Here is a 22,000-nt window from a genome sequence, read left to right as displayed (position 1 = left end):
CGGCACACAGTTTCCCGGCAGGGTTCGCGCATGCCGAACCCTCATCACACCCCGGACCGTCATGACCGCCGACACCACACCACCTGGGACTGGCCGCTGACGGCATGGGCGAGCCTGCTTCCCCTCCATCTCGACGCGACGGTGAACTGGCATCGCCAGCCGGACAGGCGTCCTGGGACGACATCCGGATCTTCAACGCCATCGCCGTCGGTGGGTCGATGGCCGTGGCGGCGGCACAGCTCGGCCTGAGCGAAGCGACCGTCGCGCGCCGGCTCAAGGGCTTCGAAACCGCTCTCGGCCTGCAGCTTTTCACCCGCGAGGCCAACCGGCTTGTGCCGACCGCCGTCGGCTTGGAGCTCGCGGCCGAGGCCGCCCTCGTCGAGACTGCCGCAAGACGCTTCGCAATTCGCGCCGATGCAGCCCGCCCGCAGGCCGATGCGCCGGTCCGCATCACCGCGACAACCTCGATCAGCCTGCTCCTGACGATGAACGCGACGGCGATCTCGCAAGCGGCTGGCGGCGTCGAGATCGTCATCATCAGCACGCGCAACCGGCTCGATCTGGCGCGCGGCGAAGCCGATATCGCGCTCCGCATGACGAGGGTCCCGGGTGAGCCCGGCCATTACGCCCAGAAGGTCGGGCGCCTGATGCAGGCGCTCTATGTCCGTCGCGACATCGATCCCGCGACCGCGCCGATCATCTCCGTCAACCGCGAAACCTCCTCGCGGATCGACGATCACATCATGGCCTATGCCGCCGGCCGGCCGATCGCTGCCCGCGTCGGCGATTCCGCCGCCCGCTACGAAAGCATCCGCTCGTCCGGGGCATTGTCGATGGCGCCCTGCTTCATGGGCGATGCCGATCCGACCTTGCGCCGTCTAGCGCCGCCGCCCGAGCAGACCGGTGACGACATCTTCCTGGTCTCGCACGAGGTCTCGCGCCGCAGGCCGGGCGTCGCCGCCGTGTTGAGCGCCCTGCGCAAGCTCTTCAAGGAGCGCCAGGCCCTCCTGGCAGGCCGAACCGTCGAGAAGACCGACGATCCCTAAAGTCGCCACGAACCCGGCAAGACTTGGCTAACCATCCCTTTACTGCTGGGCGCGCATGTTGACGCAAAGCTCGTGACCTCACGGGCCGCGGAGAGTGCGCCATGCGCCTGATCGAGATGTTCTGGAAGAACAATCGCGGCACCATCGCCGCCGACATCGCCAAGGCGGGAGCGGCCATCGCCTTCCTGTCGGTCATTGCCGCGAATTTCCTGTCGAGCCAGACCGCCTCGCTCGACAAGGAGCGCATGGCACAGGTCAGCCTCGCCGCCTCGAAGCGCCAAGCGATCGACCCGATGATCACGGGCTCGATCACCCAGGCGGCGAACGCAGCGAAGCTCGACCCCTGCGCCCTGCCCCGCTGAGCGCGATCAGCCGAGCCAGCGCAGCAATTCCGCCGTCACAGCCTCCGGCGCTTCCAGCGTCGACAGATGGCCGCAGCCGGGAACGATCGCGAGCCGCGCGCGTGCGCCGGCGAGACCGGCCATGTCCCGCGCCTCGGCGACGGGCGTGATCTCATCCTCCGCTCCGACCAGCACCAGCACCGGGATCGATAGCCCCGCCAGCACCGGCCTTGAATCCGGCCGTTGCATGATCGCCTTCTGCTGGCGCACGAAGCCGTCGACCCCGACCTCGTCGGCCATCCGGCGCACCAGCAGGCGCAATGGCTCGTCCGCCAGGCGCGCCGGCGCCACCAGCTTCTGCCAGAGCAGCGTGGTGACGTTGTCGAAGGCGCCCTTCTCGGCCAGCGCGATCATCTGCTCGCGCGGCAGGTTTGTCTCGGGCGTCGCCGGCCTGGCGCTGGTGTCGAGCAAGGCGAGCCGCGTCACGCGCTCCGGCGCCTGCCGCAGGAGCTCGAACGCGATATAACCGCCCATCGACAGGCCGCAGAGCGCAAAACGCGGCGGAGCGGCCGCAAGCAGGCGCTGAACGATGGCCGAAAGCGTTTCGTCACGGGCGTGATCGGCGACGAGGATCGGGCGTCCATCGGCAAGCGCGGGCCATTGCGAAGCATAGAGCGCGGCGTTGCAACTCAGGCCGGGAACGAGAACGAGCGGCTCCTTCATGAGGTTAAAGCAGTCCTTTCAAGGCTAGATGATTGACTTTGCCGCGTTTTCTTTGCATTCCACACGAGTCCGAAGGCGCGCAGGAACTGTCGTCGCGCCAACGTGGTGGTTGAGCAGGTCATCCCGCCGCGTTTCACCGACCCAGAAGAAGCAGCATACGCGATGTCATTTGCCGAACTCGGCTTGAGTGAAAAGGTTCTGACGGCCGTCACGGCCGCAGGCTATAACACGCCGACCCCCATCCAGGCCCAGGCCATTCCGCATGTCCTTGCTCGCAAGGACGTTCTGGGCATCGCCCAGACCGGCACGGGCAAGACCGCGGCCTTCACGCTGCCGATGCTGACCATCCTGGAAACCGGCCGCGCCCGGGCCCGGATGCCGCGCACCCTGATCCTGGAGCCGACGCGCGAGCTCGCCGCCCAGGTCGAGGAAAACTTCGTTCGCTACGGCGTCAATCAGAAGCTTTCGGTCGCATTGCTGATCGGCGGCGTCTCCTTCGGCGACCAGGATGCCAAGATCACCCGCGGCGTCGACGTGCTGATCGCGACGCCCGGCCGCCTGCTCGATCATGTCGAGCGTGGCAAGCTGCTGCTCACCGGCGTCGAGCTCCTCGTCATCGACGAAGCCGACCGCATGCTCGACATGGGCTTCATCCCGGACATCGAGCGGGTTTGCAAACTTGTTCCCTTCACCCGGCAGACGCTGTTCTTCACCGCGACGATGCCGCCCGAGATCACCCGCATTTCCGAGCAGTTCCTGCACAATCCGGTCCGCGTCGAGGTCTCCCGCCCGGCCACTGCCGCCGCGACGATCACCCAGCGCCTGATCGCCTCCAATCCCCAGGATTTCGAGAAGCGCGAGACGCTGCGCAAGCTGATCAAGGGCGCCACCGACCTGCAGAACGCGATCGTCTTCTGCAACCGCAAGCGCGATGTCGCGACGCTGCACAAGTCGCTGCAACGCCACGGCTTTCCCGCCGTCGCGCTCCATGGCGACATGGACCAGTATGCCCGCATGGCGGCGCTGGAATCGTTCCGGACCGGCGAGAACCCGATCCTCGTCGCCTCCGATGTCGCGGCGCGCGGCCTTGATATCCCCGCCGTCAGCCATGTCTTCAATTTCGACGTGCCGACCCATGCCGAGGACTATGTCCACCGCATCGGCCGCACCGGCCGCGCCGGCCGCCTCGGTTCAGCCTTCACCATCGTCACGCGTCATGACGACAAGCTCGTCTCCGCCGTGGAGAAACTGACCGGCCAGACCATCGCCTTCGAAGGCCCCGGCCTCGATGGACTGCCTCCGGGCGAGCCGCGCGACGAGCGTCGCGGTGGCCGCCGGGACGACAAGCGTTCCTCGTCGCGTGGTGGTCGCGGCCGTCCCGAGCGCGGCGCACGCGCGGAATCCGGTGCCTCGCGCTCGGATACAGATGAGAACGTGGCCGACACACAGCGCAAGCCGCGCCGCGTGCCGATCCGGCCCGATTCCGAGACGGCAGCGCCACCGCCCGTAGCGCGGAATCAGGACGAACCCCGGCGCTCCCGTGCCCCCCGTACGCGCGACGACGATGACGGCCCGCAGGTGAAGGGCCTGGGCGATCACGTCCCGGCCTTCCTGCTGCGTCCGGCACGCGTCGGCTAACGTAACAGCATCAACTCGTTTTTAACGACATCGACCTAGATTGCCCTTCGCAGCGATGGAATGACCATCGCGGCGAACGGGCGCATGCCGCCGTATATACGGACAGGATGTCCCGCTTCGATTGTGTCAATCGAAGCTGACGTGGCCGAAGGCCGCGAACCGGCTTCATACCGGATGGCGAAGGCATGGACGACCTGGTTTCGGTTCCCGCCCGCACTGACGATCTCGCCGAGCGCGTCGTCGCGGCGATGCGACAGCATGGCTCGCCGAGCTATCCGCGCGCCTTCGAGGTCTGGTACGCCCATCTGAGCGGCGAGATGCCGGCCGTCAGCGTCGCGATGAGCGCGATCCTCACCGGCAGTGACGGTCAGGTCAGTGCCGCCGATATCGACAGCCTCTACGAACGCTTCATCTCGACCGAGCGCTTCTCGCGCCAGGCCGAGCGCACGAGCCTGCAGGTGCTCGGCGAGATCGACGCGATGATGGGTCTGGTCGACAAGGCGCTTGGCTCCAGCGAACTCTATCACGGCCGGCTCTGCGCGATGTCCGAGGATGTGCCGCCGCCGACGGACCGTCACAAGCTGCGCGAATGGGTCGAGGCTCTGGTGATGTCGACCCGCGAGGAAGTCACGCGCAAGGCGCAGCTCGAAGCGGAATTGCGCAACAGCTCCAACGAGATCCGTAACCTGCGCGAAGCCCTGGAATCGACCCGCGCCGAGGCCCTGACCGATCCGCTGACCGGGCTCGCCAACCGCCGCCATTTCGAGGAGATGCTGCAGAAGTCGATCGATCAGGCGACGCTGCGCCGCGAGCCCTTCGCGCTGGTCATGGCCGATATCGACTTCTTCAAGCGCTTCAACGATGCCCATGGCCATTTGACTGGCGACCAGGTGCTGCGTCTCGTCGCGCGCACGATGAAGGACAAATTCAAGGACAAGGCGGTCATCACCCGCTTCGGCGGCGAGGAATTCGCCATCATCCTGCCCGAGGCAGACCTGATCGCCGGCAAGTTCGGTGCCGAGACGGTGCGTCAGGCACTGCTCACCCGCGAACTGATCAAGCGCTCGACGAATGAAAATCTCGGTCGCATCACCATCTCGCTCGGCGTCGCCAGTTATCGTCGCGGCGACACCGCGGGCTCCTTGGTCGACCGGGCAGACCAGGCCCTGATGCAGGCCAAGCGCGACGGCCGCAACCGCACCGTCACCGAAGATGTCGTGGAGACGGCGAGCCGCGTCGCCTGAGCCGAGGCGTCGCCTGCCTCAGGGCGCCGTCAGCACGCTCTCGCTGCGCGGCTTGATCTCGACGGATTCGCCGCAGCCGCAGGCCGAGACCTGATTGGGATTGTTGAAGACGAAGGTCGATGAGAACCGGTCGGTCTTGAAGTCGAGCTCGGTGCCGAGCAGGAACAGCACGGCCTTGGCATCCACGACCACCGTCGCATCCTTATCGGTCACGACCTCGTCGCCCTTGTTGACCGCGCGCGCGATCTCGAAGGTGTATTCCATGCCGGCGCAGCCGCCCTTCTTGACGCCGACCCTGAGGCCGAGTGCCGGGGCGTCCCCACCAAGGGATTGCGCCATGATCTCGCGGATGCGGGCCGCCGCGGCGTCGGTCAGCGAAATGACCTTGAGGCCCGGTATCGAAAACATCTGTTTCCCTCCTCGACCGGGTTCAAGGCCCGGTGAAGCAAGATTGTTCCCGACAACATAGGGATCGGCAGGGCTTTCGTCGAGATGCCGACCGCGCGCCATGCGCCCACGATCCGGCCCCTGCCCGCCCCACGCATTGCGGAACGATCCGGCTCATGCACTCTGGCGCTTAAGAATCCCCGAGGCTCCAAGACCTCTTCCGACAAGACCTCTTCCAAACGGCAGGAAACCCATGGCGCATCGTCTGCATCGCCCCGAATCGTTGCATGCCCTCGTCCGCGACATGGTCGTGAAGGCCGGCTGGACCGATGCCGAAGCGCAGGAGACCGCCGATCATCTCGTCCTCGCCAATCTCAGCGGCCATGACAGCCACGGCGTCGGCATGCTGCCGCTCTATTTCCAGTCGCTGGCGGACGGCAATCTCAGCCCGGCCTCGCAACCGCAGACACGCGTCGACGCCGCGCCCTTCCTGATCATCGACGGCAAGATCGCGCTCGGCCAGCCGAACGCCCGCAATGCTGTCGACCGTGCCATCGCCATGGCGCAGACCGGCGGCGTCGCCATCGTCAACCTGCTCGATTCCCATCATATCGGCCGCATCGGCCATTATGCCGAGGTCGCGGCCGACGCTGGGCTGATCTCCTTCTTCTGGGTCAATGTCGCCGGCCGTCCGCCGATCGTCGCGCCCTATGCGGCGAAGGAAGCCCGTTTCGGCACCAATCCCCATGCGATCGGCATCCCCGTGCCCGGCGGCGACCCGCTGGTCCTCGACTTCGCCACCAGCCGCATGGCCCATGGCAAGGCACGCGTCGCCCTCAACAAGGGGGAGCAGGTGCCGCCCGGCTATATCATCGACGGCGAGGGCCGCCCGACCACCGACCCGGCCCATGTCTTCGCCAGCCCGGATCATCCGCTCGGCGCGCTCCTGCCCTTCGGCGACCATAAGGGCGCCGGCCTCTCGCTGATCGCCGAACTGCTCTCGGCCGGCCTGATGGGCGCCGCCCGCATCGACCAGAAGCCGCAGAAGACCTGGGTCATCAATTCGCTCTTCGGCGTCATCATCGACCCCGCCCGGCTCGAGCCGGACGCGGAGCTGCGCCGCAGCCGCACCGAGAGCTATCTTGCCTTCGTCCGTGCCGCGAAGCCGATGGACCCGGCCAATCCGGTGCTGGCGCCCGGTGACAAAGAGCGCAAGGTCAGGATCGAGCGGCAGGCGGCAGGCATTCCGCTCGACGACGAAACCTGGTCGCAGATCGTGGCCGCCGCCAGGCAGCATGGCCTCGACGCCGAGAGCTACTGAGAGCATGTCGCCCGAAGTCTACAACGCCTTCTGCGCGAGCCTCCCCGCCACGAGCCATGTCGTGCAATGGGGCGGCGCCGATGTCTGGAAGGTCGGCGGCAAGGTCTTCGCCATCGGCCGGCAGCAGGAGGATGGCGAGATGGCCGTGTCCTTCAAATGCTCCCCGATGGGTTTCGACATCCTGCGCGAGCAGCCGGGCCTCAGGCCCGCGCCTTATCTCGCCTCGCGCGGCATGAAATGGATTCAGTGGCTCACCGGCGAGAGCATGCCGGACGATGCCCTGCGCGATTATCTCGCCGAGAGCCATCGCCTCGCCGCTGCCGGGCTGACGAAGCGGGTGCGGGCGGAGCTGGGGCTGGGTTAGGCGACAGAGGTGGTTGCAGGTTCGCTTCCACGTCTGTCATTCCGGGGCTTCGCGAAGCGAAGAACCCAGAACCCACGACCGGGCGAGCGATCCACCACCCGGCATCGAATGTCTCACCCCGTCGTGGGTTCCGGGTTCGCGCCTGTGGCGCGCCCCGGAATGACAAAGGTAATGCCTATAGTGCCTATAGCAGCGCCTCGCCGCGGAACATCGGCACGCAGCCGCCGCCGACCCGCGAACGGATCCCGTCGGCGGCGCGGCGCGATGTGACGTTCAACAGGCTCGGGCGCCCCATTTCGACGCCCTGCGTGATGCTGTAGGCGGCTTCGTCGCCGCCATCGAGCGACAGGAGCAATGCGCCGAGCGTTGCGCTGGCGCTGCCGGTGGCCGGGTCTTCCCAGGTGCCGGCCAGCGGAGCGAACATCCGCGCCCGGATGGCATTGCCGTCGCGGGCATAGAGGAACAGCGAGAGCCGCCCCTGCAATTCGGGATTCTGCCCCTCCAGCTTGCGGAAGGCGGTGATGTCGGGAGTCGCGCCGGTCAGCGCGGCCGGTGTGACCTGCGCCAGCACGAACCTCACGCCGAGCGATGCCTGGACCGGCTTGTGGCGACTGGTGACGATATCGGACGCCGCTACGCCGGCACAGGCGGCGATGCCGTCGACCGGCAATTCTATCCCGAGCGAAAGCGCCTGCGGCGCGGCGATGACAGCGCCGGTCACGGCACCAGCGGCATCCCGCTCCACCGCGATCTCGACCAGCCCGGCCATCTGCTCGAAGCGCAGCAAACCGTTGCGATCACGGCCCTGGCGGGCCAGCACGCAGGCCGTGCCGACATTCGGGTGGCCGGCGAAGGGCATCTCGGCCGTGCGATGGAAGATGCGCACGCGCGCATCATTGGCCGGATCGTCCGGCGGCAGGACGAAGGTCGTCTCGCTATAGTTCATCTCCGCCGCGAGCGACTGCATCTGGGCATCGGACAACCCGCGCGCATCGGTGAACACGGCGAGCTGGTTGCCGCCGAAGGGACGATCGGTGAAGACGTCGACGGTCTCGTAGGGAAAGCTGGTCATGGCGGGCTCCAAGAGCGGATAGCGCCCCCTTCGTGCCAGCGAAACAACCTCAACGCCAATGAAGCGATGGAATGCGTTTCATCACGCCGGCGTCACGGCCAGCTCGGCGCTCACCGTTCGGAAGCCGCCGGCTCGTCATAGCAGAGGCTCCAGCCTGCGCCCGCGAACCAGGATCGTCCCGGAACCGCCGCATCCTTCCACCGAAGACTCCGGACGAATTCGACGCCACCCGCCTTGAAGGCCTCGCGCAGCGCCTCACCGTCTTCGGCCGATGGCGCCAGCGCTCCCTCGGCATAGACGAAGAACGCCGGCCCGAGGCAGGTTGCGGCGAAGCCGCCAGCCGTCCGCTCGATCCGGAAACCGCCGCCGCCTGCATGCTGCCCGCCGGTGGTTCCGCGCTTGCGGCCGGGCACGCCCAGCGGGAAGACGAGCCGCCCACCAAGCGCGAGCGCCTCGATCCAGTGATCGGCTGGCCGACCGGCGGCAAAATTGACATAGATCGCGTCGCTCGGCTCCAGCACGGTTGCCGTGCCATCGCCGGTGATCAGCGACACATTCTCGAAACCGGCCAGATTGCGCCGGGCGCGATCAGCGAGTTCAGGGTCGTATTCGATCGCGAGAACGCGGCCGTCCTTGCCGGCCAGACGCGACAGCAAGGCAGTGTAGTACCCTGTCCCGGCCCCGACATGCACGACCCGCGCGCCGGCCAGCGGACCAAGTTCGTCGAGCCAGCTCGCATGCAGGGTCGGGCTGCCATTGTTGACGCCCCGCCCCGGCGACAGGGCGAAGTTGACGTCTTGGTAGAGCACGACCGGATCGTCGGAGACCACAGAGCCATAAGCGCGCTGCCGAACCGCCTGCCAGGGCGCCGGCCCGACGAAGTCCTCGCGCGGCACGCTGGCGAAGGCCTCGAATAGCGCCGCATTGCCCTCGACGCCGGCAGCAGCCAAGACCTGCGCCGCAAAGGCGCGCCTGACGATCGTCAGCTCAGCCGGGGTGAAGCGCGCACTCAAGAGCCGGCTTTGCGCTCACCACATGTCGAGCGCGACGCGGGCCTCGTCGGACATGCGCGACTGGTCCCAAGGCGGATCGAAGGTCATGTTGACGGTCACACCGGCGACGCCCGGCACCGTGCTGACGGCGTTCTCGACCCAACCCGGCATCTCGCCGGCCACCGGGCAGCCCGGCGCGGTCAGCGTCATGTCGATCGTGATCTGCCGGTCGTCGGCGATATCGACGCGGTAGATCAGGCCGAGTTCGTAGATATCCGAGGGAATCTCGGGGTCGTAGACCGTCTTCAGGGCGGCGATGATGTCGTCCGTCAGCCGGTCGATCTCTTCCGGCGGCAGCGCGGCGCCCTTGCCCATGGCAGGAGCGTTCGGCTTGATGTCTTCGGCGACGCTGTCGGTCATTTCTTCAAATCCCGGTCAGGCGAACAGGCTCTCGGCCTTCCGCAGGGCATCGACCAGCTTGTCCACCTCTTCGAGCGTGTTGTAGAGCCCGAAGGAGGCACGGCAGGTCGATGTCACTCCATATCGTGCCAAAAGCGGCATGGCGCAATGGGTGCCGGCCCTGACTGCGACACCGGCGCGGTCGATCACCGTCGCGACGTCATGGGCATGGGCGCCCTTCATCTCGAAGGCGACGATCGCGCCCTTCTCCCGCGCCTTGCCGAAGATGCGGATCGAGTTCATCTCGCCGAGACGCTCCATCGCATAGGCGCCGAGCCTGGCCTCGTGCGCGGCAATGTTCTCGCGGCCGAGCGCCATCATGTAGTCGAGCGCAGCGCCTAAGCCCACCGCCTCGACGATCGCCGGCGTGCCGGATTCGAAGCGATGCGGCGGGTCGTTATAGGTCACGCTGTCTTCGCTGACGGTGACGATCATCTCGCCGCCGCCCTCGTAAGGCGGAAGCTTGTCGAGCCATTCCTTCTTGCCCCAGAGGATGCCCGAGCCGGTCGGCCCATAGGTCTTGTGGCCGGTGAAAGCGTAGAAATCGCAGCCCAGCGCCTGCACGTCGACCGGCATGTGCACGGCGCCCTGGCTGCCGTCGACCACCAGCGGAATGCCATAGGAATGGCAGATCGCGGCGACCTCGGCGATCGGGATAATCGTGCCGATCGCGTTCGACATCTGGGTCAACGACACCACCTTGGTGCGCGGCGAGATCAGCTTCTCGAATTCCTCGATGAGGAAATTGCCGTCCTCGTCGATCGGCGCCCATTTGATCACGGCGCCATGGCGCTCGCGCCAATAGTGCCAGGGCACGATGTTGGAATGGTGCTCCAGGATCGAGAGGATGATCTCGTCGCCTTCCTGGATCTTGAGGTAGCGCCCGAGCGAGGATGCGACGGTGTTGAGCGCACCGGTGGAGGAGCGCGTGAACACGATCTCCTCCAGATGCGCCGCGTTCAGGAAGCGGCGCGCGCTTTCGCGAGCCGCCTCATAGGCTTCCGTCGAAGCGTTGGCGAGATAGTGCAGGCCGCGATGGACATTGGCGTAGTCCTCCCGCATCAGCCGCGTCATCGCCTCGATCACCGCTTCCGGCTTCTGGGCCGAGGCGGCGTTGTCGAGATAGACCAGCGGCTTGCCATAGACCTCCCGGCTCAGGATCGGGAAATCCTTCCGGACGCCCAAGACATCGTAGGGCTTCGCCAGCGCGTTCATCGGTTCAGGCCTTTCCGGGCGAAGCAGGAGCCTTGTCGGCGACAAGTTCGCCGCCATGGCCCCAATCCTCGCGCTCGATCTCCTGGATCACGATATGGGTGTTCTGCGGGTTCTTGCCGAGCACCTTGACCAGCGTTTCCGTGAATTCCTTCACGATCTGCGCCTTCTGCTGGCGCGACGCGCCCTTGGTGATCTGGAGATTGATGTACGGCATCAGACGGTGCTCACCTCGGAAGCGGCCTCGCGGGCCTTCAGCCACGACTCGACCTCGCCGATCACGAGATCGCGCACATCCTCATCAGTGATGAACTCGACCGCCTCGCCGGCGAAGGCCTGCAGCACCAGCGCCTCGGCCTGCGGGCGCGGCAGGCCGCGCGCCATCAGGTAGAAGAGCTGCTCGCCATCGATCTGCGCGACCGTCGCGCCATGGCCGCAGACCACGTCGTCGGCGAAGATCTCAAGCTCGGGCTTGTTGTACATCGAGGCGCCGTCGTTGAGCAGCAGCGCGTTGCTCTTCATGCCGCCATCGGTCTTCTGCGCGTATTTGCGCACGATGACCTTACCCTGGAACACGCCGGTCGCCTCGCCGCCTGCGATCGTCTTGAACAATTCGCGGCTGGTGCCATGCGGCACCTCGTGGTCGACGATCAGCGTGACGTCGGAATGCTGCGCCTTGTTGATCAGGTTGACGCCGCGCAGGCCGATTTCGGTGTGCTCGCCGGCATAGCGGACGAAATGCTGCTGGCGCACCGTGCCGGCATTGCAGATCAGGGCGAAGGAATCGAACTTCGCGTGAGCCCCGACCGTGGCGAGCAGGCTCTGCACCTCGACCGTCGCCGCCTGCTGGCGGGTGACGATGCGGATATGCTGGACCTCGCTCTCGTCGCCGGTCTCGAAGACGATGGCACCGTTGATCTGCTGCGCGGCATCGCCCGCGGCTTCGCTGACCTCGACGATCGTGCCCTTGACGCCCTTGCCGGCCAGCACGACCGAGCGGTGGAACACCGCCCGCTCTTCCTCGCCCGAAGCGAGCGCGACGATCACGATCCGCTGCTCCAGCTCGACGCCCTCAGTGATCTCGACGAAGACGCCGTCGCGCATCAGCGCGGTGTTGAGCGCAAGACCCATGTCGTCATGGCCGACCGAGGGGCCGGCCAGGATGCGGGTCAGGTCCTCACGCTGCGACACCAGCGCATCGGCGAGCGACTGCACCGAGACGCCCTCGGGGATCGCGTCGAGCGTGGAGAGTTCCGGCGCGAAGATGCCGTCGACCAGCACGAGGCGCAGGCCGTCGAGCTTCAGCGCGGCGAGGCGAGCCTTAACCGCCGCCGTAACAGCAGCACCGCCGGCGAGCGGACGCGCCTCGCGCAGCAGCGTGCGCAGGTCGGTATAGCGCCAGGATTCGAGCCGGCGATGCGGCAGGCCCTTGGCCTCGAAGCCGGCGAAGGCGTCCTCGCGCAGCTTGCGCACGGCCGGGCCGCCCGGCAGCTCGGCCTTGCTGTCAGCGTATTGCTGGACGAGCTGCTGTTCGGCCGCCGTCTTCAGCGGGGTGACGATGGCCATCAGGCGGCCTCCCCATAGGCCGCATAGCCCGACTTCTCAAGCTCCAACGCCAGCTCCTTGCCGCCGGTCCTCACGATCCTGCCCTGCGACATGACGTGGACGGTATCCGGCACGATATGGTCGAGCAGACGCTGATAGTGGGTGATGACGAGGAAGCCACGGTTCTTGTCGCGGAGAGCGTTGACGCCCTCGGCGACGATGCGCAGCGCGTCGATATCGAGGCCGGAATCGGTCTCGTCGAGGATGCACATGGACGGCGAAAGCAGAGCCATCTGAAGGATTTCCATGCGCTTCTTCTCACCGCCGGAGAAGCCGACATTGAGCGGACGGCGCAGCATGTCCTTGGCGATGCCGAGCTTGTCGGCGGCGGCGTTGACCTGCTTGATGAAGTCCGGCGTCAACAATTCGTCCTGCCCGCGCGCCTTGCGCTGCGCGTTCATGGCCGCCTTCAGGAAGGTCATGGTGGCGACGCCGGGGATTTCCAGCGGGTACTGGAAGGCGAGGAAGATGCCGGCGGCGGCGCGGGCATCGGCCTCCATCTCCAGCACGTTCTCGCCGTTGAGCAGAATCTCGCCGTCGAGAACCTCATAGTCCTCCTTGCCGGCAATGACATAGCTCAGCGTCGACTTGCCGGAGCCGTTCGGCCCCATGATGGCGGCGACCTCGCCGTCGTTCACGGTGAGGTTCAGGCCGTTGAGGATCTGCTTGTCCTCGTCGGCGATCTTGACGACCAGATTGCGAATTTCGAGCATCGTTTCGTTCCTGTGTCATCCCGAGCGCGGTGCTGCACGAAGCGGTGCGCCGCAGACCCGGGATCGTAATGTCCAGAGATGGTCCTGATGACGGTCCCGTGCCTGCGGAGCAGCACTATGTGCTGCGCCGCGCACGGGAAGACCGCCCTTATCCAACCGAGCCTTCGAGCGAGATCGTGATCAGCTTCTGCGCCTCGACGGCGAATTCCATCGGGAGCTGCTGCAGCACCTCCTTGACGAAGCCGTTGACGATCAGCGCCACCGCCTCCTCCTCGGAGAGGCCACGCTGCTGGCAGTAGAACATCTGGTCCTCGCCGATCTTCGACGTGGTCGCCTCGTGCTCGAAGATCGCCGTCGCGGTCTTGGCCTCGATATAGGGGATGGTGTGCGCGCCGCACTGGTCGCCGATCAGCAGCGAGTCGCAATTGGTGAAATTGCGCGCGCCCGTTGCCTTGCGATGGGCCGAGACGATGCCGCGATAGGTCGAGTCCGACTTGCCGGCGGCAATGCCCTTGGCGATGATCTTCGAGGTCGTATTCTTGCCGAGATGCAGCATCTTGGTGCCGCTATCGACCTGCTGCATGCCGTTCGACACCGCGATCGAGTAGAACTCGCCGCGCGAGCCGTCGCCGCGCAGGATGCAGGACGGGTATTTCCAGGTGATCGCCGAGCCGGTCTCGACCTGCGTCCACGAGATCTTCGAGTTCTTGCCGCGGCAATCGCCGCGCTTGGTCACGAAGTTGTAGATGCCGCCCTTGCCCTCGGCGTCGCCGGGGAACCAGTTCTGGACGGTCGAGTACTTGATCTCGGCATCGTCGAGCGCGATCAGCTCGACCACAGCGGCGTGAAGCTGGTTCTCGTCGCGCTTCGGCGCCGTGCAGCCTTCGAGATAGCTGACATAGGCGCCCTCGTCGGCGATGATCAGCGTGCGCTCGAACTGGCCGGTGTTCTGCTCGTTGATGCGGAAATAGGTCGACAGCTCCATCGGGCAGCGGACGCCCTTGGGGATGTAGACGAAGGAGCCGTCGGTGAAGACCGCGCTGTTCAGCGTCGCGAAATAATTGTCCGTCACCGGAACGACCGTCGCGAGATACTTCTTCACCAGCTCGGGATGCTCCTGGATCGCCTCGGAGATCGAGCAGAAGATCACGCCGGCCTGCGCCAGCTCCTTCTTGAAGGTGGTGACGACCGAGACGGAGTCGAACACCGCATCGACCGCGACGCGGTTCTCCGGCGCGACGCCGGCCAGGATTTCCTGCTCACGCAGCGGGATGCCGAGCTTCTTGTAGGTATCGAGAATGGCCGGATCGACCTCGTCGAGCGACTTCGGCGAAGCGCCCTTCTTCGGCGCCGCGTAATAGTAGAGGTCCTGGTAGTCGATCGGCGGATAATTCACGCGCGACCAGGTCGGCTCGGTCATGGTCTTCCAGCGACGGAAGGCGTCGAGCCGCCATTCCAGCATCCATTCCGGCTCGTTCTTGCGCGCCGAGATATAGCGGACCGTGTCCTCGGTGAGGCCCTTGGCCGGCTTCTCGACCTCCAGCTCCGTGACGAAGCCGTATTTGTACTCGGTCACGTCGATCGACTTGACCTGATCGATGGTCTCCTGGACCGCTGCCATTTCTCAGTCTCCAGTGCGGGTTCAAGGCCCGCCGGTTTGGTCTTCGTGTTGCGGGGCGCTTCAGGCGGCAGCCTTGGCGCTCCGATCGGCTTGCGCGGTCACGAGCTTTTCGTAGGCCGCGAGAAAGAGATCGATATCCGCCTCGCAGGTGGTCCATCCGAGCGACGCCCGCAAGGCCCCAGCGCTCATGGCGGGGTCGATTTTCATCGCATCGAGCACATGCGAACGCTTGACCTTGCCCGAGGAACAGGCCGAGCCGGAGGACAAAGCCGCACCGGCGAGATCGAGCTTGATCAGCACGGTCTCGGCCTTGAGGCCCGGCGTCGCGAAGGCGCTGGTATTGGGTAGACGCGGAGCGGCCTGAGCGAAGATCGCCGTCTCCGGCGACAGCGCTGCAATCCCTGCCTCCAGACGGTCACGCAGTCCGGAAAGCCGTACAGCTTCGTCAGCCAGAACCTTGCCGGCGATCTCAGCCGCCGCGCCAAAGCCGATGATTCCCGGCAGGTTTTCGGTCCCGGCCCGCCAGCCGCGCTCCTGCCCACCGCCGCGCATCGGCTTGTCGGCGAGTTCGAGCGCGCCGGTACGGAAGACAATGGCCCCGATACCCTTCGGCCCGCCGATCTTGTGCGCCGAGAGCGTCAGCACATCAACGCCGAGCGCCGCTATATCGATGGCGATCTTGCCGGCGGCCTGCACGGCGTCGCTATGCATGAGCCCGCCATGGCGATGCACGATTTCGGCCGCCTCGGCGATCGGCTGGATCACGCCGGTCTCGTTATTGGCGAGATGGATCGAGACGAGCGCGCGGGCGCCGGGGTTCTCGGCGACGAAACGCGCCAGCCGCTCATCGAGCCAGGCGAGATCGACGAGGCCATTGCCATCGACTGGGATTTCTTCCGCCACGCCGCGCGGGAAACGATGTCCATCGCGCACGCAGGCATGCTCGGTCACGCTGTGAAGGAGAAGCGTCGCGGGTGTCCGCACGCAGTCGCGCCCGCCATCGCAATCCATCAGGCCGGGCGAGAGGACGGCGGCATTCGCCTCCGTCCCGCCGCTGGTGAAGACGACGTTCGCGGCCTTGGCCCCGACGAGCCTGGCGACCTGCTCGCGCGCGCGCTCCATGGCGGCCCGCGCGGCGCGTCCCTCGCCATGGACCGAGGACGGATTTCCCGGCAGCGTCAGCGCATGCGCGACCGCTTCCACCACCTCCGGGCGCACGGGGGTTGTGGCGTTGTGGTCGAGATAGGCGCGTCCCGCCGTCACGATCCTGCTTGCTCCATCCTCGTCATCGGCGCCCACTGATACGAAATGCTTGAAATCGCACCTGTGCGCCGTGCTATAGCCGCCCATCCGAACCGGCCGGAACGGTCGAAACGCGGTTCGCTCTTGCGATCCAACGTTTTGTTCTCGACTTGTTCACGGCTGTTAGAACTATTCTAAGCGCTCTTCATCTAGGGCGCGCATGGTGGCGCCGTCAAGGGTGGCCGGGTTTCGAGCAGGCATGCGCCCGCTTTCTGCCCGCCCGCGCCGGCGCTGCCGCAAGAAGCGGTGAGACGATGCCAGAGGTTATCTTCAACGGGCCCGCAGGCCGGATCGAGGGTCGCTACCAGCCCGCGAAGAAGCGGGGTGCACCGCTCGCGATCATCCTGCATCCGCACCCGCAATTCGGCGGGACGATGAACAACCAGATCGTCTACAACCTGTTCTACACCTTCGTGAACCGCGGCTTCTCGGCGCTGCGCTTCAATTTCCGCGGCGTCGGCCGCAGCCAGGGCCATTTCGACCATGGCGCGGGCGAGCTCTCGGACGCCGCCGCAGCGCTCGACTGGATGCAGGCGCTCAACCCCGAGGCCAAGAGCTGCTGGATCTCCGGCGTCTCCTTCGGCGCCTGGATCGGCATGCAGCTGCTGATGCGCCGCCCGGAGATCGAGGGCTTCCTCTCGATCGCGGCGATGGCCAACCGCTACGACTTCTCGTTCCTCGCGCCCTGCCCGTCCTCCGGCCTGTTCGTCCATGGCTCCGAGGACCGCGTCGCGCCGGTCAAGGAAGTCATGGCGGTGATCGAGAAGGTGAAGACCCAGAAGGGCATCCAGATCGAGCATACGGTCGTGGACGGCGCCAACCACTTCTTCGACGGCAAGGTCGATGTGCTGATGAGCCAGGTCGGCGCCTATCTCGACGCCAAGGTCGGCCCGGAGATCCTCAAGACCGAGCAGGAACAGGTCTGAGCGCCGCCTTGCGAATAACAACCGCGTCATGCTCGCCCTTGTGGCGAGCATCCACATCTTGAACCCCACCCCTCCAAGGGGAAGACGTGGATGGTCGGGACAAGCCCGACCATGACGGCAAAACTGAAAAGTCATCGAGCCCCGCCATGACCACCTACAAGTCCGATTTCCTGCGCGTCCTCGACGAGCGCGGCCTCATCCATCAGGTCTCCGACGCGGAAGGCCTCGATGCTCTGTGCCGGCAGGGAACCCAGACGGCCTATGTCGGCTATGACGCGACGGCGACGTCGATCCATATCGGCAACCTGATCTCGCTGACGATGCTCTACTGGTTCCAGGAGACCGGTCACCGCCCGATCACGCTGATGGGCGGCGGCACCTCCATGGTCGGCGACCCCTCCTTCCGCGACGACCAGCGCAAGCTGCTCACGGTCGAGGAGATCGCCACCAATATCGAGAGCATCAAGCGAGTCTTCGGCCGCATCCTGCGCTATGGCGACGGGCCGACCGATGCGATGATGGCCAATAATGCAGATTGGCTCTTGAAGCTGAACTATGTCGAGTTCCTGCGTGATGTCGGCCGGCATTTCTCGGTCAACCGCATGCTCTCGTTCGATTCGGTGAAGCTGAGGCTCGACCGCGAGCAGTCGCTGTCCTTCCTCGAATTCAACTACATGATCATGCAGGGCTACGACTTCACGGAGCTCAACCGGCGCTATGGCTGCCGCCTGCAGATGGGCGGCTCCGACCAGTGGGGCAACATCATCAACGGCGTCGATCTCTCGCACCGGATGGGCGGCCCGCAGCTCTACTGCCTGACGACGCCGCTGCTGACGACTTCGTCGGGCGCCAAGATGGGCAAGACCGCCAATGGCGCGGTCTGGCTCAATGCCGACGTCTTCAGCCCCTATGATTTCTGGCAGTATTTCCGCAACACCGAGGATGCCGATGTCGGCCGCTTCCTCAAGGTGTTCACGCGCCTGCCGCTGGACGAGATCGCCAGGCTCGCCGCGCTCGGCGGCGCCGAATTGAACGAGGCGAAGAAGATCCTCGCCACCGAGATCACGGCGATCGTCCATGGCCGCGAGGCAGCCGAGGCCGCCGCCGAAACCGCACGCAAGACCTTCGAGGAAGGCGCGCTTGCCGCCGACCTGCCGAGCGTCGCGATCGCGCGGGCTGAGATCGAGCCGGGCGTCGGTGTGCTCACCGCCTTCGTCAAGGCCGGGCTCGTGCCCTCGACCGGCGAGGCCCGCCGTCAGGTCAAGGCCGGGGGCCTGCGTGTCAACGACGTGGTGGTTACGGACGAGCGTGCCTCGCTCGGCCTCGGCGATCTCACCTCGGAAGGCGTGATCAAGCTCTCTTTCGGCAAGAAGAAGCACATCCTGCTGCGGCCGGAATAAGCTCTCCACCTGTCCTCCCGTGCGCGGTGCAGCGCGCAGCGATGCGCCGCAGACACGGGACCGCGCGACGAGAAGGCGCCTTTCCTGCGGACGGTCCCGCATCTGCGCAGCAGCACTTCGTGCCGCAGCGCGTGCGGGAAGACACGCGCCTCAGCGCGGCTGCGTCTGCCGGGGCTGGACCGGCTTCTGCGCCGGGGCGCCGCCGAGCGGATCGACGAAACGGCGCAGGATGCCCGGCGCCAGGGCCGAGAGCGGATTGATCGACATGGTCGGCGCACTCGCCGCGCCCGAGATCCGGAAGTTCACGGCGAAGAGCCCGCCATACTGGCTGCCGCCGCCGAGCAGCGCACCGACCACCGGCACCTGCGCGAAGGCGTTGTTGAAGGCGTAGCCCGGCACGAAGGTCCCGCCGATATCGACGCGGTCGCGGCCGTAATCGACATGGCCCTGCAGCGTGAAGCCGACCTGCTGCCCCCAGATCACCATCTCGGAGACATCGAGCCGGCTGGCAGAGCGGGTGAACTCGGCCTTGAGCTTGGTGAAGGCGACTTCGCTGACATCGATGCGCGGCTCAGCCGCACTGTCGCCGGTAAAGGTGCTCGCCGGCTGCGAGCTGACAACGCGGCGCAGCGCCGGTTCGTCCCGAACCAGGAAATTGCGGAACAGCAGGTCGCCGCTCTGGCTCTCCCCCGGCCCCAATGTCAGCACGAGATCGCCGCCATGGGCCTTGTTGTAGAGGTCGAGGAAGCGCAGCAGCGAGCCCCCGTTTTCCGACTGTACGATCAGCTTCCCGCCCTCGCCCTGCCGGCCTTGCCGGGCCGAGACATCGGCCCGGCCGATCCGCCCCTGGAAGTTGGCCGAGCGGATTTCGCCGCCACGCTTGGCGAATTTCAGGGTTCCGTTGGTGATAGCCTCGTTGTTGAAGCCGGTCAGGATCGGTACGTCGAGATCGATATCGTAGTCGCCGCCCTTGGCTCCGGACTTGTCGCCCTTGCCAGATGAGCCCGGGCCTTGCAGGTCCTTGATGAAGGGGCGCAGGTCCGCGACAGCGCCGCGCACCGTCAGCTTGACGACATTGCCGTCGCGCTTGGCATCGATCTTGAGGTTGTCGCCGGGCGAGAGGCGGAACTGCGAGAAGCTCGCGCTGTCCAGCCCGTTCTGCTTGTTCAGCTCCATGCGTCCCTTGATCAGGGCCGAGCCGGCCTCGAATGAAAAATCCTCGAGATCGGGCCCGTCCGGGTCGGCGACATAGGCGAACGAGACCTTGCCGGGCCGCCCCGCCGGCTTGCTCAGGCCCGGCACGACGCCGTCGAGGGCGACCTTGGCCAGGTCGATCTCGACGCGCGGCGGCTGCTCCGTGCCCTTGCCGAGCGGCTTGACCACCCTCACCGGCAATGTCCCGGAAATGCCGGTGTCGCTCCCGAAGCCGCGCCGCTGCCGCGCGGCCGCATCGAGCGCGAGCTGGAGCGTCGCCTCGCCCTGGCCCTTGCCGTTCTGCTTGAGCTCGACCTGCGCCTTGTCACCACCGACGCGCGCATCGCCGCGCAGCAGCAGCCCGTTGCGGTCGACATTGACGGCGAAGGTACCAGAATCGAGCTTCTCCGTGCCCAGCAGCGTATCAGACGCGACATTCGCAAGCGTGCCCGTGGCGGTGACAATGACCTCGTCCGGCTTCAGGTCGTCTGCGAGCGGCAGAGCGATGCCGACCTTCAGGTCGCTCGTGCCCTTGATCGCCGCCGGGTCGATCTTGCCGGGGGTGAAATCTTTCAGGGATGGGAAGGCGAACAGCGCCGCCAGCGCATCCATCGAGCCGAGCGAGCGGAAGCCGATCCGGGCCTGCGCGCGAAGCTGATGATAATCGGGCATGGCAAAGCTGCCCTCGCTCAACTGAAGCTGGCGGCCACCGCCGAGCTCAGCCGTGGCCTTGCCGATGGCGAGCTGGACGGTGCGCCCGCCGACGCGTCCGGTCACGGTCGCGTCCGTCAGAGGCGGAAGTCCCGGATCGGGAAGGTATCGGACCCGGTCGGCATCGATCATCACCGAGAGCGAGGTATCGGGCATGCCCTCGCCCTTGACCAGGCGGGCATGATCCTCCGGCGCCAGGTCGAGATCGACCGACAGCGACTTGAGCCGCCCCGCGGCGAGCTGGCGCCGCAGCGTGTCGTGCACCTGGGGCGAGGTGAAGCTCGGCCAGATCGCGAGGAGCGCGCGGGAATCGGAATTCGTCGCCTTGATCGCGAAGCGCTGCAGCGGAGAACCGTTCACCCGTTGGACCAGGGCCGACATGTCGACGGACGCGACCGGCCCGCGCAGGGACAACGAATCGATGGTCACGGCATTGTTGGCCTGGTCCAGCTTCAGCGTCGTTTTCAGGCTGTCGATCTGGACCGGCGGATCGGCGTCGATCCCGGCGAGCTGGCCCTTGCCGTCGAGCGCTATACGCCAACCGCCATCATCCTCCCGCAACGAGCCCGTTGCCGAAAACTGCGTGGCCCCGGCCTTGATCTCGCTGCGCACGATATTGAGCTCGGACAGGTCGGCGCCGCTCGCCAGCTCGAGATCGGCCGAATCCACCGCGAAGGGCGAGACCGGGCCTTCCGGGAAGCGCAGCGTGCCGGCACGAACCGCGATCCGCGCCGTGATGGACTTCTTGCCGTCCGAGGATTGCCGAAGCGTCGCACGGCCCTGCATCGGCAGGCCCTCGACCAGGACGCCGCCGGTCCCGAAGGCGAGCGCGACCACCTCGGCGGGCTCAAAGCGCAGGATATCGATATCGGCGCGCTGCGTGCCGTCGGGCTCGGTCGACATATCGACCGCCAATTCCTTCCAGCGCTGGCCGGTCCGCCCCTTCATCGTCATCCGCGTGCCACGCTCGGCGATGCGGGTCAGCCTGATCTCGACATCTTCCAGCCCGGCCTTCTGGCGCCCGTCCGGGTCGACGAGGGACAACCGCGCGCCGTTGATGCCGGCTTCCTCGAGCGCACCGAGGAGGCCGTCGCCGCGCGCCAGCGTCGAGATCGCGCTCATGATGCCGGTGAAGGCGTTCCATTGCGCGGCATCCGGCACGGTCGGCTGGGGTGGTGCCTCGGCCGGCGCCGAATCGGCATTGACCACCAGCGCGCCGTCCTTGGTGACGCCGAGCCGGACATTGACGCCGCGCAGATCGACGGAGACGAGCCGGATATCGCCCGTAAGCAGCGCCATCGGCGCATAGCCGAGGACGGCTTCGGGCGCCCGGATCACGGCGCCGCTGACATGCTGGAACGAAACCTGCCGCACCCGAAGCTGGGAACGTCCGTCGATACGGCCGAGCTCGGCGGCGGCGGCCGTGACTTTCCAGTCAGGACCGAGCCTCTCCTCGATGGCGGCGGTGATGCGTCCCTCGAAACCCGAGAGCGGAACGATGCCGGTGGCCAGCAGCGTCGCCGCCGCACCGGCCAGCACCACAAGGGCGACCGTGACGGCGACGCAGACCAGGGCGAGCCCGGCCTTGGCCCGCCGCTTCACGGCCGCGACATCACAGGCTTCGCCCGCGGGCGAAACATCGTCTTGCCCGGCAGCCGCAGCCTTTGCTTCGTGGTCGGCCAAAATCCGCGTGGTCCTCTTCGGCGCCTGTGCCGGCTCGTGTCAGGGT

The 22,000-nt window shown here is 66.4% G+C and carries 20 protein-coding genes; 8 read left to right on the top strand and 12 right to left on the bottom strand.

Annotated features, from left to right (window positions below; genetic code table 11):
• Positions 1–104 precede the first annotated feature (104 nt).
• Both AC6RIC_RS14135 and AC6RIC_RS14130 read left to right on the top strand, forming a co-directional pair.
• Positions 105–1,046, top strand: a complete 942-nt coding sequence (locus AC6RIC_RS14135; RefSeq protein ID WP_499732796.1) for a LysR family transcriptional regulator — start codon at positions 105–107, stop codon at positions 1,044–1,046.
• 101 nt (positions 1,047–1,147) lie between these two features.
• Complete coding sequence (locus AC6RIC_RS14130) at positions 1,148–1,408, top strand: hypothetical protein (protein WP_454656871.1); 261 nt, start codon at positions 1,148–1,150, stop codon at positions 1,406–1,408.
• A gap of 6 nt (positions 1,409–1,414) precedes the next feature.
• Here the strand turns inward: AC6RIC_RS14130 and AC6RIC_RS14125 are convergent, their stop codons facing one another.
• On the bottom strand, positions 1,415–2,110 hold the full coding sequence (locus tag AC6RIC_RS14125) for an alpha/beta fold hydrolase (protein WP_499732795.1): 696 nt from the start codon (positions 2,108–2,110) through the stop codon (positions 1,415–1,417).
• Positions 2,111–2,272: 162 nt separating this feature from the next.
• Here AC6RIC_RS14125 and AC6RIC_RS14120 point away from each other — a divergent pair, with 162 nt between their 5' ends.
• A complete protein-coding gene (locus tag AC6RIC_RS14120; RefSeq protein WP_499732794.1) occupies positions 2,273–3,748 on the top strand; it encodes a DEAD/DEAH box helicase in 1,476 nt (491 codons plus the stop codon).
• A 185-nt stretch (positions 3,749–3,933) separates the two neighbouring features.
• A complete protein-coding gene (locus tag AC6RIC_RS14115) occupies positions 3,934–4,992 on the top strand; it encodes a GGDEF domain-containing protein (protein ID WP_488849247.1) in 1,059 nt (352 codons plus the stop codon).
• An 18-nt stretch (positions 4,993–5,010) separates the two neighbouring features.
• On the opposite strand, the gene AC6RIC_RS14110 is transcribed toward AC6RIC_RS14115, so the two are convergent.
• Positions 5,011–5,400 (bottom strand): HesB/IscA family protein, encoded by a 390-nt coding sequence (locus AC6RIC_RS14110; protein WP_499732793.1) that lies wholly within the window; start codon positions 5,398–5,400, stop codon positions 5,011–5,013.
• Positions 5,401–5,632: 232 nt separating this feature from the next.
• On the opposite strand from AC6RIC_RS14110, the gene AC6RIC_RS14105 reads away from it, so the two are divergent.
• Together AC6RIC_RS14105 and AC6RIC_RS14100 are read left to right on the top strand one after the other, a co-directional pair.
• Positions 5,633–6,700 (top strand): malate/lactate/ureidoglycolate dehydrogenase, encoded by a 1,068-nt coding sequence (locus AC6RIC_RS14105; protein WP_499732792.1) that lies wholly within the window; start codon positions 5,633–5,635, stop codon positions 6,698–6,700.
• Between the two features lie 4 nt (positions 6,701–6,704).
• Entirely contained in the window at positions 6,705–7,064 is a 360-nt protein-coding gene (locus tag AC6RIC_RS14100) for an MmcQ/YjbR family DNA-binding protein (protein WP_454656865.1), read from the top strand.
• A 184-nt stretch (positions 7,065–7,248) separates the two neighbouring features.
• Here AC6RIC_RS14100 and AC6RIC_RS14095 read toward each other — a convergent pair whose 3' ends face one another.
• The 9 genes from AC6RIC_RS14095 to AC6RIC_RS14055 form a co-directional block, all read right to left on the bottom strand.
• Positions 7,249–8,136 carry a PhzF family phenazine biosynthesis protein gene (locus AC6RIC_RS14095; RefSeq protein WP_499732791.1) on the bottom strand — a complete coding sequence of 296 codons (888 nt, stop codon included), beginning with the start codon at positions 8,134–8,136 and terminating at the stop codon, positions 7,249–7,251.
• Positions 8,137–8,246: 110 nt separating this feature from the next.
• Positions 8,247–9,149 carry a protein-L-isoaspartate O-methyltransferase family protein gene (locus AC6RIC_RS14090; protein ID WP_499732790.1) on the bottom strand — a complete coding sequence of 301 codons (903 nt, stop codon included), beginning with the start codon at positions 9,147–9,149 and terminating at the stop codon, positions 8,247–8,249.
• Between the two features lie 15 nt (positions 9,150–9,164).
• A complete protein-coding gene (locus tag AC6RIC_RS14085; protein WP_454656862.1) occupies positions 9,165–9,548 on the bottom strand; it encodes an SUF system Fe-S cluster assembly protein in 384 nt (127 codons plus the stop codon).
• A 15-nt stretch (positions 9,549–9,563) separates the two neighbouring features.
• Positions 9,564–10,802, bottom strand: coding sequence for a cysteine desulfurase (locus tag AC6RIC_RS14080; RefSeq protein ID WP_499732789.1), 1,239 nt, complete (start codon positions 10,800–10,802; stop codon positions 9,564–9,566).
• Between the two features lie 4 nt (positions 10,803–10,806).
• Entirely contained in the window at positions 10,807–11,016 is a 210-nt protein-coding gene (locus AC6RIC_RS14075) for a tautomerase family protein (RefSeq protein WP_291668402.1), read from the bottom strand.
• On the bottom strand, positions 11,016–12,365 hold the full coding sequence (gene sufD / locus AC6RIC_RS14070; protein ID WP_499732788.1) for a Fe-S cluster assembly protein SufD: 1,350 nt from the start codon (positions 12,363–12,365) through the stop codon (positions 11,016–11,018). Before sufD ends, AC6RIC_RS14075 begins: the two co-directional genes overlap by 1 nt.
• Positions 12,365–13,117 (bottom strand): Fe-S cluster assembly ATPase SufC, encoded by a 753-nt coding sequence (sufC, locus tag AC6RIC_RS14065; RefSeq protein WP_499732787.1) that lies wholly within the window; start codon positions 13,115–13,117, stop codon positions 12,365–12,367. Before sufC ends, sufD begins: the two co-directional genes overlap by 1 nt.
• 148 nt (positions 13,118–13,265) lie before the next feature.
• Positions 13,266–14,738 (bottom strand): Fe-S cluster assembly protein SufB, encoded by a 1,473-nt coding sequence (gene sufB / locus AC6RIC_RS14060; protein ID WP_257734811.1) that lies wholly within the window; start codon positions 14,736–14,738, stop codon positions 13,266–13,268.
• A gap of 60 nt (positions 14,739–14,798) precedes the next feature.
• Entirely contained in the window at positions 14,799–16,004 is a 1,206-nt protein-coding gene (locus AC6RIC_RS14055) for a cysteine desulfurase family protein (protein ID WP_499736598.1), read from the bottom strand.
• A 290-nt stretch (positions 16,005–16,294) separates the two neighbouring features.
• On the opposite strand from AC6RIC_RS14055, the gene AC6RIC_RS14050 reads away from it, so the two are divergent.
• Both AC6RIC_RS14050 and tyrS read left to right on the top strand, forming a co-directional pair.
• A complete protein-coding gene (locus tag AC6RIC_RS14050) occupies positions 16,295–16,966 on the top strand; it encodes an alpha/beta hydrolase (protein ID WP_454656857.1) in 672 nt (223 codons plus the stop codon).
• A gap of 146 nt (positions 16,967–17,112) precedes the next feature.
• Positions 17,113–18,366 (top strand): tyrosine--tRNA ligase, encoded by a 1,254-nt coding sequence (gene tyrS, locus AC6RIC_RS14045; protein ID WP_499732786.1) that lies wholly within the window; start codon positions 17,113–17,115, stop codon positions 18,364–18,366.
• Positions 18,367–18,516: 150 nt separating this feature from the next.
• On the opposite strand, the gene AC6RIC_RS14040 is transcribed toward tyrS, so the two are convergent.
• On the bottom strand, positions 18,517–21,954 hold the full coding sequence (locus AC6RIC_RS14040; RefSeq protein ID WP_499732785.1) for a hypothetical protein: 3,438 nt from the start codon (positions 21,952–21,954) through the stop codon (positions 18,517–18,519).
• Positions 21,955–22,000 lie beyond the last annotated feature (46 nt).

The sequence above is a fragment of the Allobosea sp. TBD101 genome (assembly GCF_059817965.1).
Note: the sequence above shows the minus strand (reverse complement) of the source record. Positions and strands in the feature narration are given on the sequence as shown.

Bases quoted from the DNA above. Each gene is read 5' to 3' on its own strand.
- AC6RIC_RS14115 (WP_488849247.1), top strand. From the start codon at position 3,934: ATGGACGACCTGGTTTCGGTTCCCGCCCGCACTGACGATCTCGCCGAG.
- AC6RIC_RS14095 (WP_499732791.1), bottom strand. From the start codon at position 8,136: ATGACCAGCTTTCCCTACGAGACCGTCGACGTCTTCACCGATCGTCCC.
- AC6RIC_RS14100 (WP_454656865.1), top strand. From the start codon at position 6,705: ATGTCGCCCGAAGTCTACAACGCCTTCTGCGCGAGCCTCCCCGCCACG.
- sufB (WP_257734811.1), bottom strand. From the start codon at position 14,738: ATGGCAGCGGTCCAGGAGACCATCGATCAGGTCAAGTCGATCGACGTG.
- AC6RIC_RS14120 (WP_499732794.1), top strand. From the start codon at position 2,273: ATGTCATTTGCCGAACTCGGCTTGAGTGAAAAGGTTCTGACGGCCGTC.
- AC6RIC_RS14085 (WP_454656862.1), bottom strand. From the start codon at position 9,548: ATGACCGACAGCGTCGCCGAAGACATCAAGCCGAACGCTCCTGCCATG.
- AC6RIC_RS14125 (WP_499732795.1), bottom strand. From the start codon at position 2,110: ATGAAGGAGCCGCTCGTTCTCGTTCCCGGCCTGAGTTGCAACGCCGCG.
- AC6RIC_RS14075 (WP_291668402.1), bottom strand. From the start codon at position 11,016: ATGCCGTACATCAATCTCCAGATCACCAAGGGCGCGTCGCGCCAGCAG.
- AC6RIC_RS14135 (WP_499732796.1), top strand. From the start codon at position 105: ATGGGCGAGCCTGCTTCCCCTCCATCTCGACGCGACGGTGAACTGGCA.
- sufD (WP_499732788.1), bottom strand. From the start codon at position 12,365: ATGGCCATCGTCACCCCGCTGAAGACGGCGGCCGAACAGCAGCTCGTC.
- AC6RIC_RS14110 (WP_499732793.1), bottom strand. From the start codon at position 5,400: ATGTTTTCGATACCGGGCCTCAAGGTCATTTCGCTGACCGACGCCGCG.
- AC6RIC_RS14080 (WP_499732789.1), bottom strand. From the start codon at position 10,802: ATGAACGCGCTGGCGAAGCCCTACGATGTCTTGGGCGTCCGGAAGGAT.
- sufC (WP_499732787.1), bottom strand. From the start codon at position 13,117: ATGCTCGAAATTCGCAATCTGGTCGTCAAGATCGCCGACGAGGACAAG.
- AC6RIC_RS14050 (WP_454656857.1), top strand. From the start codon at position 16,295: ATGCCAGAGGTTATCTTCAACGGGCCCGCAGGCCGGATCGAGGGTCGC.
- tyrS (WP_499732786.1), top strand. From the start codon at position 17,113: ATGACCACCTACAAGTCCGATTTCCTGCGCGTCCTCGACGAGCGCGGC.
- AC6RIC_RS14105 (WP_499732792.1), top strand. From the start codon at position 5,633: ATGGCGCATCGTCTGCATCGCCCCGAATCGTTGCATGCCCTCGTCCGC.
- AC6RIC_RS14130 (WP_454656871.1), top strand. From the start codon at position 1,148: ATGCGCCTGATCGAGATGTTCTGGAAGAACAATCGCGGCACCATCGCC.